We start from the raw sequence: 15,862 nt of genomic DNA on the forward strand, positions 1-15,862 counted from the left end.
GCCCGCCACCTTCGCGTGCCCACCGGTCCTCCCTGCCCGGCGACGGCCGCGCGCCGGTCCCGCCCGCCCCGGTCCGGCCGAGACATCGAAGCCGGGAAGGAAGCCGGGAAGAGCTTCCGCGGCCGATGCTTGCCATCGCCCGCGAACAGGGCGAGTTTGGGAACTGTGAAAAAGCTCATCAACGATGTCGAGTCCGTCGTTCCCGATGCGCTGCGCGGCGTCGCGGCGGCCCATCCCGGGCTGCGGGTGGACGTGGACAACCAGATCGTGTTCCGGGCCTCGGGACCGCGCCCCGGCAAGGTGGGCCTGGTGTCCGGCGGCGGGTCGGGGCACGAGCCGCTGCACGCCGGATTCGTGGGGTACGGCATGCTCGACGCGGCCTGCGCCGGTGAGATCTTCACCTCCCCGGTACCCGACCAGATGATCGAGGCCACCGCGGCGGTGGACGGCGGGGCGGGCGTCCTGCACATCGTGAAGAACTACACGGGCGACGTGCTGAACTTCCAGATGGCCGCCGAGCTGAGCGGCGAGGAGGGGGTGCGGGTGGAGAGCGTGCTGGTCGACGACGACGTGGCCGTGCGCGACTCCCTCTACACGGCGGGACGCAGGGGCACCGGCGCCACGCTGTTCGTCGAGAAGATCGCCGGGGCGATGGCCGAGACCGGCGCGCCGCTGGCCGAGGTCGCGCGGGTGGCCAGGGAGGTCAACGCCCGCAGCCGCTCCTTCGGGGTCGCGCTGAGCCCCTGCACCACACCCGCGGCGGGCATGCCCACCTTCGATCTCGCCGACACCGAGATCGAGCTGGGCATCGGCATCCACGGCGAGCCCGGCCGGACGCGCTCGGCCATGCGCCCGGCCCGCGAGCTGGTCCACCTGGCGATGGACGCCGTCCACGAGGACCTGCCGATCTCCGGCGACACCCTCGTGATGGTGAACGGCATGGGCGGCACCCCGCTGATCGAGCTGTACATCGCCTACGCGGCCGTCGTGGAGCACCTGGCGGAGAAGCAGGCGCGGGCGGCGCGTAACCTTGTCGGCAACTACGTGACGAGCCTCGACATGCAGGGATTCTCGATCACGGTGTGCCGGTTGGACGAGGAGCTCACCCGGTTGTGGGACGCCCCCGTCGAAACCCCCGCGCTGCGCTGGGGCCGCTGATGGCCTCCGGCACGGACGCCGCCCCGAACACCGGCACGAACACCGGCACCGATACCGAGACACACACCGACACGGACGACACCGAGATGAACACCGCGATGGACACCGCCCTTTTCGCCGCCTGGATCGAGGAGACCGCCAGGACCGTCGCCGCCGAAAAGGAGCGGCTGACCGGCCTGGACGCCGCGATCGGCGACGCCGACCACGGCGTCAACCTCGACCGGGGCCTCACCGCGGTCACCACGGCCCTGGCCGGCAAGGAACCCGGCACCCCGGGATCGCTGCTGGTGCTGGTGGGCAACACCTTGATCCGCAAGGTCGGCGGGGCGTCCGGCCCCCTGTACGGCACGGCGTTCCGCGAGGCGGGCAAGACGCTGGGCGACACCCCCGAGGTGTCCGTCGCGCAGCTCCACGCCGCCCTGGAGGCCGGGCTCGCCGGGGTGCGCAAGCTGGGATCCGCGGCCGAGGGCGACAAGACCATGGTGGACGCCCTCGCCCCGGCCGTGCGGGCACTGGAACAAGCCGTACAGGACGGGAAGGACCCGGCGGAGGCGGTCGGGGCCGCGGCGGCGGCGGCCCGTACCGGAGCCGAGGCGACGATCCCGATGCAGGCCCGCAAGGGCCGGGCCAGCTATCTCGGGCCGCGCAGCGTGGGCCACGAGGACCCCGGCGCCGCCTCCACCGCGCTCATCCTCTCCGCCCTGCACGCGGTGGTGGCACGATGACCCGCTCCCCGCTCCGGCCGGAGGCGGGCGGCCGCCGGCTCGCACCCGGTCGCGAACCGGCCGGCGGACCCGTGGTGAGCCCGTGGTAGGCATCGTCCTCATCTCGCACAGCGGCCCGCTGGCGGCCGAGGTGGCGCTGCTGGCCTCGCAGATCGGCGGCACGAACGTCCCGCTGGCCGCCGCGGGCGGCACCGAGGACGGCGGCCTCGGGACCAGTCCCGACCTGGTGGCGGCGGCGATCGAGGAGGTGGACCGGGGAGACGGGGTGATCCTCATCCCCGACCTGGGAAGCTCGGTGCTCACCGCCCGGCTCTTCGCGGACGAGCGCGTGGTCATCGCCGACGTGCCGTTCGTGGAGGGGGCGATCTCGGCCGTCGTGTCGGCGGGCACCGGCTGTGCGCTGCGGGCCGTGCTCGCGGCGGCCGAGGAGGCGAGGACCTTCCGCAAGCTCTGACGCGCGACCCCCGCCCTCCGGGGAGGGCGGGGTCCGGCGTGCACGCGAGGCCGGGGCGGTGGTGTGGGGATCGTCCTGGTTCGGCGGACGCGCGGGACGGGCCGGCGCGTGGCCACGCGGAGACCGTCCCGGTTCCGGCGGACGCGCGGGACGGGGCTAGCGCGTGGCCAGCAGGCCCTCCAGCAGGCCGAGGACGGCCTGGACCGGAGGGGGCGTGGTGCCGAACTCCACGTCGGTCCCGCTGACGGAGTCCATCACGCTGACCGAGCTCTGCGGCAGCCCCCAGCGCTCACCGCCGTCGTGACCCACGCCGACCTCGATACCGGCGAAGGTGACGTACTCCCAGTTCTTGAGTTCCCTCCTGAGCGCCTCGTGGCCGCGCACGGTGGCCCACTCGGCGACGGCCGCGAGGATGTCGCTGAGCGTGTTCTCGCGCTCCTTCAGGTCTCCGGACTGGAGTTCCTCGATCTGGCGGTCCAGCTCGGCGCGCTGGGCGAGGAGTGCGTTGAGGTCGCTCATAGGGGGGCCTTTCAGGGGAGGTGAGAGGTATGCGGGTGGAAGCGGCGCGTTCTACTGAAGGTTGTTCACGAGAGGATCGGGCCTCCACCCGGGCAGAACCCCGCCGCGATCCGCGAGCTGCCGGAGGCTTCGCCGATCGCCGGAGAGGACATTGCCGTCATGCGTCACATAATGGTGCCGTACGAGCCCACCCGGCGTCGATCCGTCTCGGGGAATCATCACCGCTCAGAGGCATCTGGCATCGAGACGGCCGCTCGTGTCGTCGTCTCCCCCGCCACCCGGCGGTCGCCCCGGGAGCGGTGGGTCAGGGTACGGCGTCGCGAGCCCGGGCGGTGAGGTCGAGATACTCCGCACGGCCCAGCGTCCGGACCTCGAAGCCGAGCCCGCGTCGCGCGGCGAAGCGGTGCGCGTCCTCCGGCGGCCACGGGCCGGGCAGGTGGCGGACGGGCCTGCCCTCGCCGTCCACCACGAAGAGCCCGGACAGCCTCTCGTGGCGGTAGGCCATCAGGCCGGCCGCGCAGCCCAGGTCAGGCCCGATCTCCAGGTCGTCGGGGACCATCCGCGCGCCGAGCCCGACGCGCAGCGTCCTCCCGTGCGGGACGCGTGCCGTCCTCCCGCGCGGGACGGAGAGGTACGGCCCCCCGGGTGGCCCGAGCGCGGCACCGCGCCGGATGCGCGAGGCGTGCCACGCCTCGCGCACGGGCTTCAGGACGACGAGCAGGGGGGCGAAGAAGACCGCCAGCCACTTGGCGTCCAGCAGGTCCAGCAGCATCCCGCCCAGCGCGGACAGCCCCCGCCACGCGAACCAGCCGCCCGTCGTGACGACATAGGCCATCGCGAACAACCCCGCCGCCCCGGCGCAGACCGCGACGGTCTTCTTGGCCCTGGACATCCGGGGGATCTCCAGCCCGGTGAGGCGCGTCCAGCCGGGGGCCCGCCTGCTCAGCGCGGTGCGGACCGCCCTCGGCGGCGCCACCAGGGCATCGTGCACGGGAAGTCTCCGGCCGGCCGCGAAGGCGGCCACCTCGTGGGCCGGCCACTCGCCGGGAAGGTCGGCGAGCACCAGCCCGTCGGCGTCGAGCACGGCGAGCCCGGTGAGGGAGCGCGTCTCCTCCTTGCCGGAGACGAGCACCCGGCGCTCGTACCGGTAGTGGTACAGGGAGGCGGGCATGAGCCGCAGCGAACGCCCCGCCACCGGATCCGCCGCGACCAGCGTCCGGCCGTCCCAGCTGAGCGTGGTCGCCGGGCAGGGCGCGCCCTCCAGCGCACCCTCGCACGGCCGGAGCTCGCCGGACACCTCGTCGTACGGCCGGAGCCGGAGCGCCACCTCGTAGGGAGAGTGGGTGCCACGCACCGGCAGCCCCACGTCCGCCGTGTTGCGCCACCCACGCGCCCGGGTCTCGATGTCGGCGTAGCCCTCCCGCTCCGCGGCATGGGGCCGATACTCGAAGAGCAGCCCGGCGTGCACGGCGAACGCCTCCACCAGATGGCGGGGCCTGGCCCCCGGGGAGTCGAGCATGCCCCTTCCCGCGGCGTTCAGGACCGCGACCCCATAGACGACCCCGTTCTCCCGGGGAAGGCGGTACATGACCAGGCGGGCCGCACGTTCCTCACCGGTGAGCGGCAACCGGATCGGATGGCGCCCCGGCACGTCGACGACGAGACAGTTTTCGTCCACACGCATCTCACACCCGCCCCCGGCGAGCGATCGTGTCACCCCTATCGCCACCCCTGCCTTTCCCCCGGCGATGCCTCCCGCTTTCCTGGAACGACGCATGAAGCGTCCACAAAGTTCCAACGCCGGAGATAACGTCGTCTCTGATATTGACGATGTTCCAACGCCCACCCTAATATCGTCTCTGGTAGAGACGATGTTCGATGTGTCCGTGGACGCGGGACTCCGCTTCGGGCGTGGTAGTAATGGGACCCACGGAGAGGCCGGACAGACAAGTTGGTACGCCATGACCGAGCACTTCCTCGGCGTTCTCGGCGTCGGCGAGGCGCTGGGGGTGAGCCGGCACGCGGTGCACAAGTGGCGCTCACGCCATCCGCGCGATTCGCGTCACCCCTTTCCCGAACCCGACGTCGAGGTCGACGGAGCCCCCGGCTGGCGAGCCGATCGGCTGGAGGAGATCGCGCGGTGGCGCGACGGCCTGCCGGGCCGCGGCACGGGCGGAGGCCGTCCTTCCGCCGCACGTCAGGAGTACCTGAGAGCGGCGGCGGCACGTGGCCTGGACCGGGACGAGGCGGTGCGCGCACTCGTCACGTTCACCGAAGAGTTTCCCGAGATGACCGAGCCGGAGATCTGCGCCTGGCTCATCGAGAAATGGCGCGGCTAGCACCTCCGGCGACACACACCAGACGGAAGGCGATGACGCATGCCCGAAATCGGAGGAACCACCGCACCGGGGTTCGAAGGGGTGCGCGAGGCGTTCGCGGCCAACCTGGCCGGCGGGCAGGAGGTGGGCGCCGCGGTCGGCGTCTACCTGCACGGCCGGAAGGTCGTCGACCTGTGGGGCGGGATCGCCGACCCCGCGACCGGCCGCCCCTGGGAGCGCGACACGCTGCAGGTCGTCTTCTCCACCACCAAGGGCGTCACCGCCGCCTGCGCGCACCTGCTGGCCCAGCGGGGCGAGCTGGACCTCGACGCGCCCGTCGCCGAGTACTGGCCGGAGTTCGCGGCGAACGGGAAGGATCACATCCCGGTCCGCTGGCTGCTCACCCACCAGGCCGGGCTTCCCGTGATCGACCACCCGATCACCCCGGCGGAGGCGATCGCCTGGGACCCGATGGTGAACGCCCTGGCCGCCCAGCGTCCCGCCTGGGAGCCGGGCACCGAGCACGGCTACCACGCGCACACCTACGGCTGGCTGGTCGGAGAGGTCGTCCGCCGGGTGACCGGCCGCAGCCTCGGCACCTTCCTCGCCGAGGAGATCGCCGCGCCGCTCGGCCTGGACCTGTGGATCGGACTGCCGGAAACCGAGCTGCACCGGGTCAGCCGGATCGTCGCCGCCCCCGTCGACCTGGACGCGTTCGCCCGGATCGACCTGGACGCTTTGCCCGAGCCCGCGCGCGAGGTGATGCGGGCCTACGCCGACCCCACCTCGCTGACCAGGCGGGCGACGAGCGTCATCACGCCGATGCCGAACCACGACGACCCCGCCGAGCAGGTCGCCGAGATGCCCTCGACCAACGGCATCTGCACGGCCCGCGCGCTGGCCCGTTTCTACGCCGCGCTCATCGGCGAGGTCGACGGACACCGCATCCTCACACCCGCCACCCTGGCCGCGGCGACCGCGGAACAGACCGGCGGTGTCGACCGCGTCCTGCGGGTGCCGGTCCGGATCGGCACCGGTTTCGGCCTGCCGACCCCCGACGCCTTCTGGTACAGCCCGACCGCCTTCGGGTTTCCCGGCTACGGCGGATCGCTCGGCTTCGCCGACCCGGCGACCGGCCTCGCCTTCGGCTACGTCATGAACCACATCCAGGAAGGCGTGCCCGACCGCAGAGCCGCCGACCTCCTGGAGGCGGTCCACGACGCGATCGGGGCCGGGGCCCGATAGGACCCCGGGGTGCGGGCGACGGGGAGGTACGGGGCCGGTCATCCTCCCGGCGTGCTCGAAGATCCTGTCCTGGGCCGCCGCGGGAGCGGGACACTCCCCCGGACGTGACCGGCCGTCACGTCCGCGGCGGTCGGGACACGGCCTACTCCTCGATGGCTCCGCCGACGCGCCGGAGATGCCGCCGGAAGGTGTACGAAGGATCGGCGTCGCGCCGCGCCAGGTAGTCGTCGAAGGCCGTCTGCCGGCGCAGCGTCTCGCCCTCCCGGATCCTGCGGGCCTGCTCGCGCTCGGTCCGCCCGATCCGGCGCGCCGTCGCCAGCACCCCCTCGACGTGCTCGGCGGCGACGAACAACACGCCGTCGTCGTCGCCGAAGACGACGTCGGCGGCGCTCACCAGGTGCGGCCCGAATCGCGCGGTGGCCAGCGCCTCGGGTTCCCGTTCGTCCAGCCGCACCGGACCGGGCGGGTAGCGGCCGTAGCTGAACACCGGAAGTCCGATCTCCGCCAGCTCCGGCGTGTCGCGGTGCAGCCCCCACACCACCAGGCCCGCCATCCCCGCCGCCTCGGCCTCCAGCACCGCCAGGTCGCCGACACACGCCTCGTCCTGGCGCCCCCCGTTGTCGACGACCAGCACGTCACCGCGCCCGGCCCGGCCGAACGCCTCCAGGAACACGTCCACGCTGCCGTAGTGCCGCGCCGGCAGCGCGCGTCCCGCGATCCGGTGTCCGGGGACGACCGGGCCGATGCCGGGCGGCGCGGCGCGCAGGGGCAGGCCGCCGCGGACGCAGGCATCGGCCACCAGCGGCGTGGACAGGTCGGCGAAAGCCTCCAGCATGGCGTTCTCCCCTGCTCGGGCCTCCTCGGCGCCGGCGGCGCGCGGACGCGGCGAGGGGGACGTCGACGGTGTCCCCGATCTTACCGAGCGGCACAACCGGCACCGGGATCCGCTGACGGCCGATCCCGGTGCCGCTCAAGCCGGGACCGTGGTCCGGGCCGCACCGCCAGGGCGCCCTCAGCCGCCGACGGCGCAGTCCCTTCCGTTGAGGGTGAAGCTCGCGGGGGTGGGCGGGGGACCGCTGGACGAGGCGACGAACCCGACCTGCACCGTCGAGCCGGGGGCGATGACCCTGTTCCAGTGCTTGCTCGTGCCGACGATCCGCGAACCGGTCTGGCTCCAGTCCGCCGACCAGCCCGAGACGAGGCGCACGCCCGGCGCCGGGTAGTCGACCGTCAGCGTCCAGTCCTCGAACGCGATCGTGCCGTTGTTGCGCACGGTGATGTTCGCGGTCAGCCCCGAACCCCACGTCGTCGCCCGGTACGACACCGTGCACGACGGCGGCAGCGGGCTCGGGGAGGGGAGACCTTCCCTGGCCAGGACGGACAGCGGGTCGGACGGCGCGCTGAGGTTGCCGGCCGCGTCCCTGGCGACCACGACGTAGGTGTAGCGCTGCCCGATGACCACCCCGGGCCCTCCGGAGCCCTGGTACGAGGGATAGGTGGTGGTGCCGACCTTGGCGTAACCCGTCGCGGTCTCGCGGTAGACGTCGTATCCCGTCACCGCCACGTTGTCGCTCGACGGCTGCCAGCAGAACGCGACGCCCCGGTAGTCCCACAGGCAGGGCTCGCTCAGGCCGGTCGGCCTGGACGGGGGCACGCGGTCGCCCGGCAGCGGGGTCGGCGAGGCGGTCGGGGTCATGCCGACCGTCGCGGACACCGTGATCAGGGTGGAGGGCGGGCTGACGTTGCCCGCCGCGTCCCTGGCCACGACGTACATCGTGTACGAGCGGTTCAGCTCGCCCGAGAAGCCGCCGATCGTGCCGGTCGTGGTGGCGGCGAGGACGAAACCGCCGGCGTCCAGGCGGTACAGGTCGTAGCCGACGACCCCCGTGTCGTCCGTCGAGGGGTCCCAGCAGATGGAGGCGTAGCCGGTCGGGGTGGAGGCCTGCGGCACCGGGCAGGGCCGCGTGCCGGCGGGACGCGTCGGCGGGGTGGTGTCGTCGGCCGCCCCCGCCGGAGCGGCCACGTACGGGGCGCCCCTCGCCGGGGCGGCGGCCAGCGCCGTCTCTCCGGCCGGGCCGATCACCAGTGCGGCGGCGAGTAACGCCAGGGAGAGGAATCCGAGGGTGAGAAGGACCGCCACAAAGGATCGCCTGCCGAGTTGCATGATGCCCCTATCGAACCGCGTCGGCGTGTGACCCCCCGCAGGAATTGTGAATCATCTTCGGCACCCCGTAAAGCCGCGATGTCGCCGGTCGACGAAAGCGCAGGTGGGCGCGGGTGGATGCGTCATTATGGCCGCATATGGGCTCTCGGTGTACCGCGACGGGAACCAGCCGTTGTCGTCCCCGGTGTTCCGCGCCGTTAAATCTTCCCGGTTGACGTGTCCGGGCCTTTTGCCCGCCGATTCTCTCGCGGAGGGACGGTCAGAAATGATCTTGCAAATCGAGCCGGGGCCTTTACGATGTAGATTTATTACCGGATCGCGGTCACGAGGACGGCCGGGCCCCGGAAGGGGCACGCCGGTCACCGCCCGAGGGTGCTCTCCCTGACCATGAGCCGGTAGCCCGCGCCCACCTCCTTCGGGGGGCGGTCGGCGGGGCCGTCGATCCGCTGCTTGAGCAGGTCGACCGCGGTCCGGGCCAGCTGGGCCTTGTCGGGGGCGACCGTGGTCAGCGTCGGGGTGCTGAAACGGCCGTCCTCGATGTCGTCGAGGCCGGCCAGCGCGACGTCCTCGGGCACTCGCAGGCCGGCGGAGAGGACGGTCCGCATGGCGCCCAGTGCCAGCAGGTCGTTGAAGCAGAAGACCGCGTCGGGCGGTTCGGCGCGCTTCAGCAGCGCGGCCATCGCCGCCGCCCCCTGGTCCCTGCGGTAGCGCTCGACCGTGGCGACCGTCTCGGGCAGCCCGTGGGCGGCCATGGCCTCGCGGTACCCGGCGAGGCGGAGCGGGGCGGTGCCGCTGGCGGCGTTGTCCTCGGCCCCCAGCGCGGCGACGCGGGTGCGGCCGAGCCCGATCAGGTGCTCGGTGACGTCTCGCGCCGCCCGTACGTTGTCGATGGCCACGTGGTCGGCGGGACCGTCGTGGATCCGCTCGCCCAGCAGCACGAGCGCGGTGGCGTCGGTGCGCGCCGCGAGCTCGTCGGCGCCGATGGCGATGGGACTGAGGATCACCCCGTCCACCCGGTGGTCGCGGACCCCGTCCAGGATGCGCCGCTCCCGCTCCAGGCGGCCGTCGGTCTGCTCGATGACCACCAGCCACCTCAGCTTGGCCGCGGCGTCGATGACGAACCTGGACAGTTCGGCGAAGTAGGGGGCGTCGAGCTCGGGCAGCGCCAGGGCGATCACGCCGGTGCGTCCCTGACGCAGGCTTCTGGCCGACAGGTTGGGCCGGTACTCCAGCTGGGAGAGCGCCTCCTCGACCTTGGCCCGCGTCACGGGCGACACGTGGGCGTACCCGTTGACAACGTTGGAGACGGTCTTCACCGACACCCCCGCCAGGCGCGCGATGTCGCGCAGGCTCGCACCCACCCGCTCCCCCATTCCCGCCGCGGTCTCCGCCGCCCGGCCCGGCCGACGCTCCACGGACCGTACGAGATCCGATTGCGACGATCGTAACGCCCCGGTATCGACTTCCGGAGCACCTGTTTACAACGTTGAAACAACGTTGTAGAAACCCCCTACCACGAAATGTCGCGTTAACAGAGAGGTCGTGTCTTGGCGACCACCGCCCGTCTCACCCTGGACCCCGCCTTCCGGATCGGCCCGGTGGAGCCCCGGCTCTTCGGTTCCTTCGTCGAGCACATGGGCCGCTGCGTCTACACCGGCGTCTTCGAGCCCGGCCACCCGCTGGCCGACGCCGACGGCCTGCGCACCGACGTGCTGGAGCTGACCCGCGAGCTCGGGGTGACGCTGGTCCGCTACCCCGGGGGCAACTTCGTCTCCAACTACCGCTGGGAGGACGGCGTCGGCCCGGCCGAGGAGCGGCCGGCACGGCTGGACCTCGCCTGGCGGAGCCTGGAGGGCAACCGCTTCGGGCTCAACGAGTTCATGGCCTGGGCCGCCAAGGCCGGGGTCGAGCCGATGATGGCGCTCAACCTCGGCACCAGAGGGGTGGCCGAGGCGCTGGAGCTGGTCGAGTACACCAACTACCCCGGCGGCACGCGCCTGTCGGACCTGCGCCGCTCGCACGGCGTCGACAAGCCGCACGACGTGCGGCTGTGGTGCCTGGGCAACGAGCTGGACGGCCCGTGGCAGATGGGTCACAAGACCGCCGCCGAGTACGGCCGGCTCGCCGCCGAGACCGCGCGGGCCCTCAAGCGCTTCGACGACGGCCTGTCGCTGGTGGCCTGCGGCAGCTCCAACAGCGGCATGCCGACGTTCGGCGCCTGGGAGGCCGAGGTGCTGGAGGCGACGTACGAGATGGTCGACTACATCTCGCTGCACGCCTACTACGACCCCTCCGACGGCGACGCCGACTCCTTCCTCGCCAGCGGCGCCGACATGGAGCACATGATCCGCTCGATCACGGCCACCGCCGACCACGTGGGCGCGAAGCTGCGCAGCAAGAAGCGGATCAGGCTCTCCTTCGACGAGTGGAACGTCTGGTACCAGAGCCGTTTCTCCGGCGAGTCGTCGCTGGACTGGGAGGAGCGCCCGCGGCTGATCGAGGACACCTACGACGTGACCGACGCGGTGGTGGTCGGCAGCCTGCTCATCACGCTGCTGCGCAACACCGACCGGGTCGGCGTCGCCTGCCAGGCACAGCTGGCCAACGTGATCGCCCCGATCAGGACCGAGCCGGGCGGCCCGGCGTGGCGGCAGAGCATCTTCCACCCGTTCGCGCTGACCGCGCGGCACGCCCGCGGCCAGGTGCTGCGGGTGGAGCCGGAGTGCGAGGTGATCCCCACCGCCAAATACGGGGAGGCACCCGCGATCTGGGCGACCGCCACGCACGACGAGGCGACCGGCGAGCTGGTGCTGTTCGTGGTCAACCGCGACCGGAACGCCCCGTGCGCGCTGGAGCTCACGCTGCCCGAGGGGCTGCGGCCCGTGGAGCACCTGGAGCTCACCGACGACGACCTGTCGGCGGTCAACTCCGCCGACGCGCCCGACCGTGTCGTCCCCCGGCCGGGCGACGGCCCGCGCCTGGAGGGCCGCCGCGCCTTCCTGAACCTCTCACCCGTCTCGTGGAACATCGTCCGCTTCGCCGCCCCTTCCCCCCAGGAGTAGGAACATGACCAGTCCTCTGTCCCGCCGCTCGTTCATGGGCCTGACCGGCGCCGCCGGTCTGACCGCCGCGCTGGCCGCCTGCGGCGGCGGCACCAAGCTCGGATCCGGTGCCTCCTCCCCGGCCCCGGCCGCGCCGACCTTCTCCGGCGGGGAGTACTCCGGCCCCAAGGTGACCCTGGACTACTGGAACGGTTTCACCGGCGGCGACGGCCCGCACATGCGGACCATGCTGGAGGCGTTCAACAAGGAGTACGCCGGCCGTATCGAGGTCCGCAACGTCACCCGGCGCTGGGAGGACCTCTACCCGGCCATGCCGACGGCCATCACCGCGGGCAAGGGCCCGGACGTGGCGGTCATCCACAACGACTGGATCGGCACCTTCGCCACCCGCAAGACGCTGATCCCGCTGGACGACGTGGTCGGCGCGCTGAAGCTCAGCGAGTCCGACTTCATCCCCGCGGTGTGGAACGCCGGGATCTACGAGGGCAAGCGCTACAGCGTCCCGCTGGACGTGCACAGCCTGGCCGACTACTGGAACACCTCCCACCTGGAGAAGATCGACCTCGACGACGCCCCCGCCGACAGGGCCGGGTACGAGGACGCCCTGGGCAGGCTGAAGGAGGCCGGGATCGAGAACCCGTTCTGGATGCCCAGCAAGTGGCCGGCCCACCTGATGTTCATGAGCCTGCTCTGGCAGTTCGGCGGCGAGCTCTACAGCGAGGACGGCGCGAACGCGCTCTGGGGCTCCGAGGCTGGCGCCAAGGCCCTGGGCTGGATGGTCGAGCAGATCGACAAGGGCTTCAGCCCGGCCAAGGTCGCCCAGGACAGCCAGTACGCCGCCTTCAAGAACGACAAGGTCAGCTTCACCTGGGACGGCATCTGGCAGATCAACGACCTGAAGACCAACGCCAGGTCGCTGAAGTGGGGCATGTCCCCGATCCCGAACATCGGCGGCACGGCCGCGGCCTGGGCCTCCTCGCACAACTTCGTGATGACCTCCCAGGCGGGCAAGGACCCGAACAAGGTCCAGGCGGCCAAGTTCTTCATCGACCACATCAGCCGCCAGTCCACCGAGTGGGCCAAGGCCGGGATGATCCCGGCGCGCAACTCCGCCCGCCAGGACCCCGCGATCGCCGACCTGCCGCAGATCAGGATGGCCTCCGATGTGAACATCTTCCGCTTCCTGCCGCCGCTGCCCGGCGTCGGCGACGTGCAGTCCAAGGCGCTGGAGCTCGCGGTGGCCAAGGCCGTGCTGAAGCAGGCGTCCCCGGCCGACGCGCTGAAGGAGGGCGTGGCGTCCGCCGACAAGCTGCTCGCCGCCAACAAGCGGAAGTACGGGAAGTGAGCCTGCTCGCCGAGCGGAAGGGCCGGTCCCCCGCCCCCGGGGACCGGCCCCCCGCCGCCGGGACCACGCCCAGGATGCGGCCCTGGACGCCGTACGCCTTCCTGGCCCCCTACCTCGCGCTGTTCGCCGTCTTCATGCTGCTGCCGATCGGCTTCGGGTTCTGGACCAGCCTGCACGAGTGGGACATCAACCTCCCGGACAAGCCGTTCGTCGGGCTGGAGAACTACGCCGAGCTGTTCGACCCGGCCAGCGTGGACGGCTCGCGGTTCTGGACGGCCATGCGGGCCACCGGCATCTTCACCCTCGCGTCGGTGCCGCTGCTCATCGTGCTGCCCCTGCTCACCGCGCTGCTGATGAACGGCCGCTTCGCGGGACGCAACGTCTACCGCGCCGTCTACTTCGCGCCGTACGTGCTGGGCGTGGCGGTCGTCGGGTTCGTCTGGCAGTTCCTGCTGGACGGCAACATCGGCCTGGTCAACCACTACCTCGGCCTGGACGTGCAGTGGACCACCGACGTGCCGCCCGCCTGGGTCGCCCTCGTGGGCGTGACGGTCTGGTGGACGCTCGGCCTGAACTCGGTCATCTTCCTCGCCGGGCTTCAGGACATCCCGCGCGAGCTGCACGAGGCCGCGATGGTCGACGGCGCCTCCGCCTGGCACCGGTTCCGCTCGGTGACCCTGCCGGGGCTGCGGCCGGTCACGGTGTTCGTGGTCAACGCCACGATCCTGGCCTCGGCCAACATGTTCGGCCAGTCCTACATCATCACCCGCGGGGCGCCCGCCGACCAGACGAAGACCGCGATCTACCTCATCGCCGAGACCGGCCTGCGCCAGTTCGACATGGGCACCGCGTCCGCGATGAGCTTCATCCTCGCCGCGTTCCTGATGGTGGCCAGCGCCCTGGTCTTCGGCGCCTTCAGAGACAGGAGCACGCGATGACCCTCGACACCCGGCGGCTGCGGCGCGCCCTGCTGCACCTCGTCCTGGCGGTGATCGCGGCGCTGTACCTGAGCCCGCTGGTCTACATGTTCGTCACCTCGTTCAAGACCCGCGAGGCGGCCGGCTCCACCGAGCCGCAGTGGATCCCCGACCCGATCTCGCTGGACGCCTACCGGCAGCTGCTCGGCAGCGCCGACAGCCCGATCATGACGTGGTTCCTCAACAGCCTCGCCGCCGCCACCGGCCACGCGGCCCTGGTCCTGGTGACCGCCGCGCCGGCCGCGTACGCGCTGGCCCGGCTCCGCTTCCGCGGCCGGAGCACGATCTTCGCGACGGTGGTGGCGACGCTGTTCGTGCCGCCGGTGGTGCTGCTGATCCCCAACTTCCTGATCGTCAACGAGCTCGCCTGGGTGGACAGCCTGCCGGCGGTGATCGTCCCGGCGGCGGCGGGGGCGTTCGGCGTGTTCTTCCTGCGGCAGTTCTTCGTCACCCTGCCCGGGGAGCTGGAGGAGGCCGCCGAGCTGGACGGCTGCAACCGGTGGCAGATCTTCACCACCATCGCGCTCCCGCTGGCCCGCCCGGCGCTGGTCACGCTGTTCCTGCTGTCGTTCCTGACCAACTGGAACGACTTCCTGTGGCCGATCTTCGTGCTGCTCAGCCCCGAGTCCCTCACCCTCCCTGCGGGCCTGGGCAACTTCCAGAGCGCCAACAGCATCCGCTACGACCTGTTGATGGCCGGGGCGGTGATCGCCAGCCTGCCGGTGATCGTGCTCTACCTCGTCGCCCAGCGCTGGGTCATCGAGGGCATCTCCCGTTCGGGCCTGAAGGGATGAGCGGGCCCGCCGCCGGTGGGCTCTCGCCGCCGTCCGCCGCTCGCCCGGAGCGCGAGCCCTCCGCGACCTGCCTCAGCACGAGCTCGCCCGCCTCGCGTCCCGGATGGCGTAGCGATGCATCGTGACGCCCTGCTCGAACGATCGCTGCTCGAGTAGGTCGAGCTCGATCGGCAGGTCGTAGTCGTCGAACAGCGGCCTGCCGAAGCCGAGGATTTCCGGGTGGGTGAAGAGCAGCAGCTCGTCAAGCAGCCCGGCCCGGAGCAGCTGCGTCGCGATTGCCGCGCCGCCCACCCCGATGGGGCCGTCGGTCTCGGCCCGCAGGGCGGCGAGCCGCTCGATCGCGTCGTCTCCGCCGACGATCCGGGTGTCGTGATCGGCGCTGTGGCGGGTGCGGGAGACGAGCACCTTGGGCTTGGCGGTCCAGATCTCGCCGTACTCACGCAAGACGTCCGGCAGCGACGTGTCCTCGCGCGCCCGTGGCCAGAACTCCTCCATGGTCTCGTACATGACCCGGCCCTGGACCATCAGGGCGAGCGTCTGTGCCCGGGCGTTGAACTCGCGGTGCAGTTCCTCGCCGATACGCAGCCACTCGCCCGCGCCGTTGTCCCCCGGAACCTGCTCGATCCGCAGGTCGAGGGACACGTTCATCCAATACACGAAGTGGCCCATCATCTCCTCTTCCACCATAGTGATTGCGTTTTGCAACTACTGTAGTGAGGACGAAATACCTGTCAAGGAGGAATCGTGGAACCACGGTCCGGGTGTCCGATCAACGCCGCCGTCGAGGTGCTCGGAGATCGCTGATCGTTGCTCGTGCTGCGCGACGTCATCTTCGGCGCCCCGCCGAAACCGCACGACGGTCCAGGCCCGTTCGAGCGTCTCGACGCCGCCCACGCCGCGGCCGCCGAGCAGGAACACGCCGGCCGACGGTGACGGAACGGCCCCCGCCCCGACCTTCCTGGGCTCCGGTGGCCTGGCCACCACCGCGCAGGACATGGGGCGCCCTTCCCGGCTCAGCGGCTTCGAACTCGTCCGGGCACGACGACGAGACCGGCGCGCCGATCACCCGTTCGCCGACCGCGTTCGATCACTGATCACATC

The 15,862-nt window shown here is 71.7% G+C and carries 16 protein-coding genes; 9 read left to right on the forward strand and 7 right to left on the reverse strand.

Translation table 11 applies throughout. The annotated features are described in order from the left end of the window. The first annotated feature begins 165 nt into the window (after window positions 1-165). From dhaK to ACVCAG_RS01140, 3 genes are all read left to right on the forward strand, one after another. Window positions 166-1,158 (forward strand): dihydroxyacetone kinase subunit DhaK, encoded by a 993-nt coding sequence (gene dhaK, locus ACVCAG_RS01130; protein ID WP_440082137.1) that lies wholly within the window; start codon window positions 166-168, stop codon window positions 1,156-1,158. Then, window positions 1,158-1,883: a dihydroxyacetone kinase subunit DhaL gene (gene dhaL, locus ACVCAG_RS01135; protein ID WP_440082136.1), complete on the forward strand. Its 726-nt coding sequence runs from the start codon at window positions 1,158-1,160 to the stop codon at window positions 1,881-1,883. Before dhaK ends, dhaL begins: the two co-directional genes overlap by 1 nt. Before the next feature lie 82 nt (window positions 1,884-1,965). Then, window positions 1,966-2,337, forward strand: coding sequence for a PTS-dependent dihydroxyacetone kinase phosphotransferase subunit DhaM (locus ACVCAG_RS01140; RefSeq protein ID WP_440082135.1), 372 nt, complete (start codon window positions 1,966-1,968; stop codon window positions 2,335-2,337). A 156-nt stretch (window positions 2,338-2,493) separates the two neighbouring features. Here the strand turns inward: ACVCAG_RS01140 and ACVCAG_RS01145 are convergent, their stop codons facing one another. Continuing rightward, entirely contained in the window at window positions 2,494-2,856 is a 363-nt protein-coding gene (locus tag ACVCAG_RS01145) for a hypothetical protein (RefSeq protein WP_440064848.1), read from the reverse strand. A 304-nt stretch (window positions 2,857-3,160) separates the two neighbouring features. Next, the gene (locus ACVCAG_RS01150) at window positions 3,161-4,540 is read right to left on the reverse strand and encodes a hypothetical protein (RefSeq protein WP_440082134.1); all 1,380 of its coding nucleotides are present in this window, start codon (window positions 4,538-4,540) and stop codon (window positions 3,161-3,163) included. 277 nt (window positions 4,541-4,817) lie between these two features. Here ACVCAG_RS01150 and ACVCAG_RS01155 point away from each other — a divergent pair, with 277 nt between their 5' ends. Then, complete coding sequence (locus ACVCAG_RS01155) at window positions 4,818-5,195, forward strand: hypothetical protein (RefSeq protein WP_440082133.1); 378 nt, start codon at window positions 4,818-4,820, stop codon at window positions 5,193-5,195. 39 nt (window positions 5,196-5,234) lie between these two features. Continuing rightward, entirely contained in the window at window positions 5,235-6,419 is a 1,185-nt protein-coding gene (locus ACVCAG_RS01160; protein WP_440082132.1) for a serine hydrolase, read from the forward strand. A gap of 142 nt (window positions 6,420-6,561) precedes the next feature. On the opposite strand, the gene ACVCAG_RS01165 is transcribed toward ACVCAG_RS01160, so the two are convergent. The 3 genes from ACVCAG_RS01165 to ACVCAG_RS01175 all read right to left on the reverse strand — a co-directional run bounded on the left by ACVCAG_RS01165 (window position 6,562) and on the right by ACVCAG_RS01175 (window position 9,998). Beyond that, window positions 6,562-7,254, reverse strand: coding sequence for an RraA family protein (locus tag ACVCAG_RS01165; protein ID WP_440082131.1), 693 nt, complete (start codon window positions 7,252-7,254; stop codon window positions 6,562-6,564). Window positions 7,255-7,431: 177 nt separating this feature from the next. Continuing rightward, window positions 7,432-8,559 carry a cellulose binding domain-containing protein gene (locus tag ACVCAG_RS01170; protein WP_440082130.1) on the reverse strand — a complete coding sequence of 376 codons (1,128 nt, stop codon included), beginning with the start codon at window positions 8,557-8,559 and terminating at the stop codon, window positions 7,432-7,434. A gap of 383 nt (window positions 8,560-8,942) precedes the next feature. Continuing rightward, entirely contained in the window at window positions 8,943-9,998 is a 1,056-nt protein-coding gene (locus ACVCAG_RS01175; RefSeq protein ID WP_440082129.1) for a substrate-binding domain-containing protein, read from the reverse strand. 132 nt (window positions 9,999-10,130) lie between these two features. Between ACVCAG_RS01175 and arfA the strand changes: the two genes are divergently transcribed. The 4 genes from arfA to ACVCAG_RS01195 are packed head-to-tail and all read left to right on the forward strand — an operon-like array spanning window position 10,131 to window position 14,761. Then, window positions 10,131-11,645 carry an arabinosylfuranosidase ArfA gene (gene arfA / locus ACVCAG_RS01180; RefSeq protein ID WP_440082128.1) on the forward strand — a complete coding sequence of 505 codons (1,515 nt, stop codon included), beginning with the start codon at window positions 10,131-10,133 and terminating at the stop codon, window positions 11,643-11,645. Between the two features lie 4 nt (window positions 11,646-11,649). Continuing rightward, window positions 11,650-12,990 (forward strand): extracellular solute-binding protein, encoded by a 1,341-nt coding sequence (locus ACVCAG_RS01185; protein WP_440082126.1) that lies wholly within the window; start codon window positions 11,650-11,652, stop codon window positions 12,988-12,990. Continuing rightward, window positions 12,987-13,928 (forward strand): ABC transporter permease subunit, encoded by a 942-nt coding sequence (locus ACVCAG_RS01190; RefSeq protein ID WP_440082125.1) that lies wholly within the window; start codon window positions 12,987-12,989, stop codon window positions 13,926-13,928. The genes ACVCAG_RS01185 and ACVCAG_RS01190 overlap by 4 nt, the downstream gene beginning before the upstream one ends. Continuing rightward, window positions 13,925-14,761 (forward strand): ABC transporter permease subunit, encoded by an 837-nt coding sequence (locus ACVCAG_RS01195; RefSeq protein WP_440082124.1) that lies wholly within the window; start codon window positions 13,925-13,927, stop codon window positions 14,759-14,761. The genes ACVCAG_RS01190 and ACVCAG_RS01195 overlap by 4 nt, the downstream gene beginning before the upstream one ends. A 72-nt stretch (window positions 14,762-14,833) precedes the next feature. Here the strand turns inward: ACVCAG_RS01195 and ACVCAG_RS01200 are convergent, their stop codons facing one another. Beyond that, complete coding sequence (locus ACVCAG_RS01200; protein WP_447189317.1) at window positions 14,834-15,448, reverse strand: dihydrofolate reductase family protein; 615 nt, start codon at window positions 15,446-15,448, stop codon at window positions 14,834-14,836. Between the two features lie 18 nt (window positions 15,449-15,466). Continuing rightward, the gene (locus ACVCAG_RS01205) at window positions 15,467-15,679 is read right to left on the reverse strand and encodes a hypothetical protein (protein WP_447189318.1); all 213 of its coding nucleotides are present in this window, start codon (window positions 15,677-15,679) and stop codon (window positions 15,467-15,469) included. Window positions 15,680-15,862 lie beyond the last annotated feature (183 nt).

The sequence above is a fragment of the Streptosporangium sp. G12 genome, assembly GCF_052983175.1.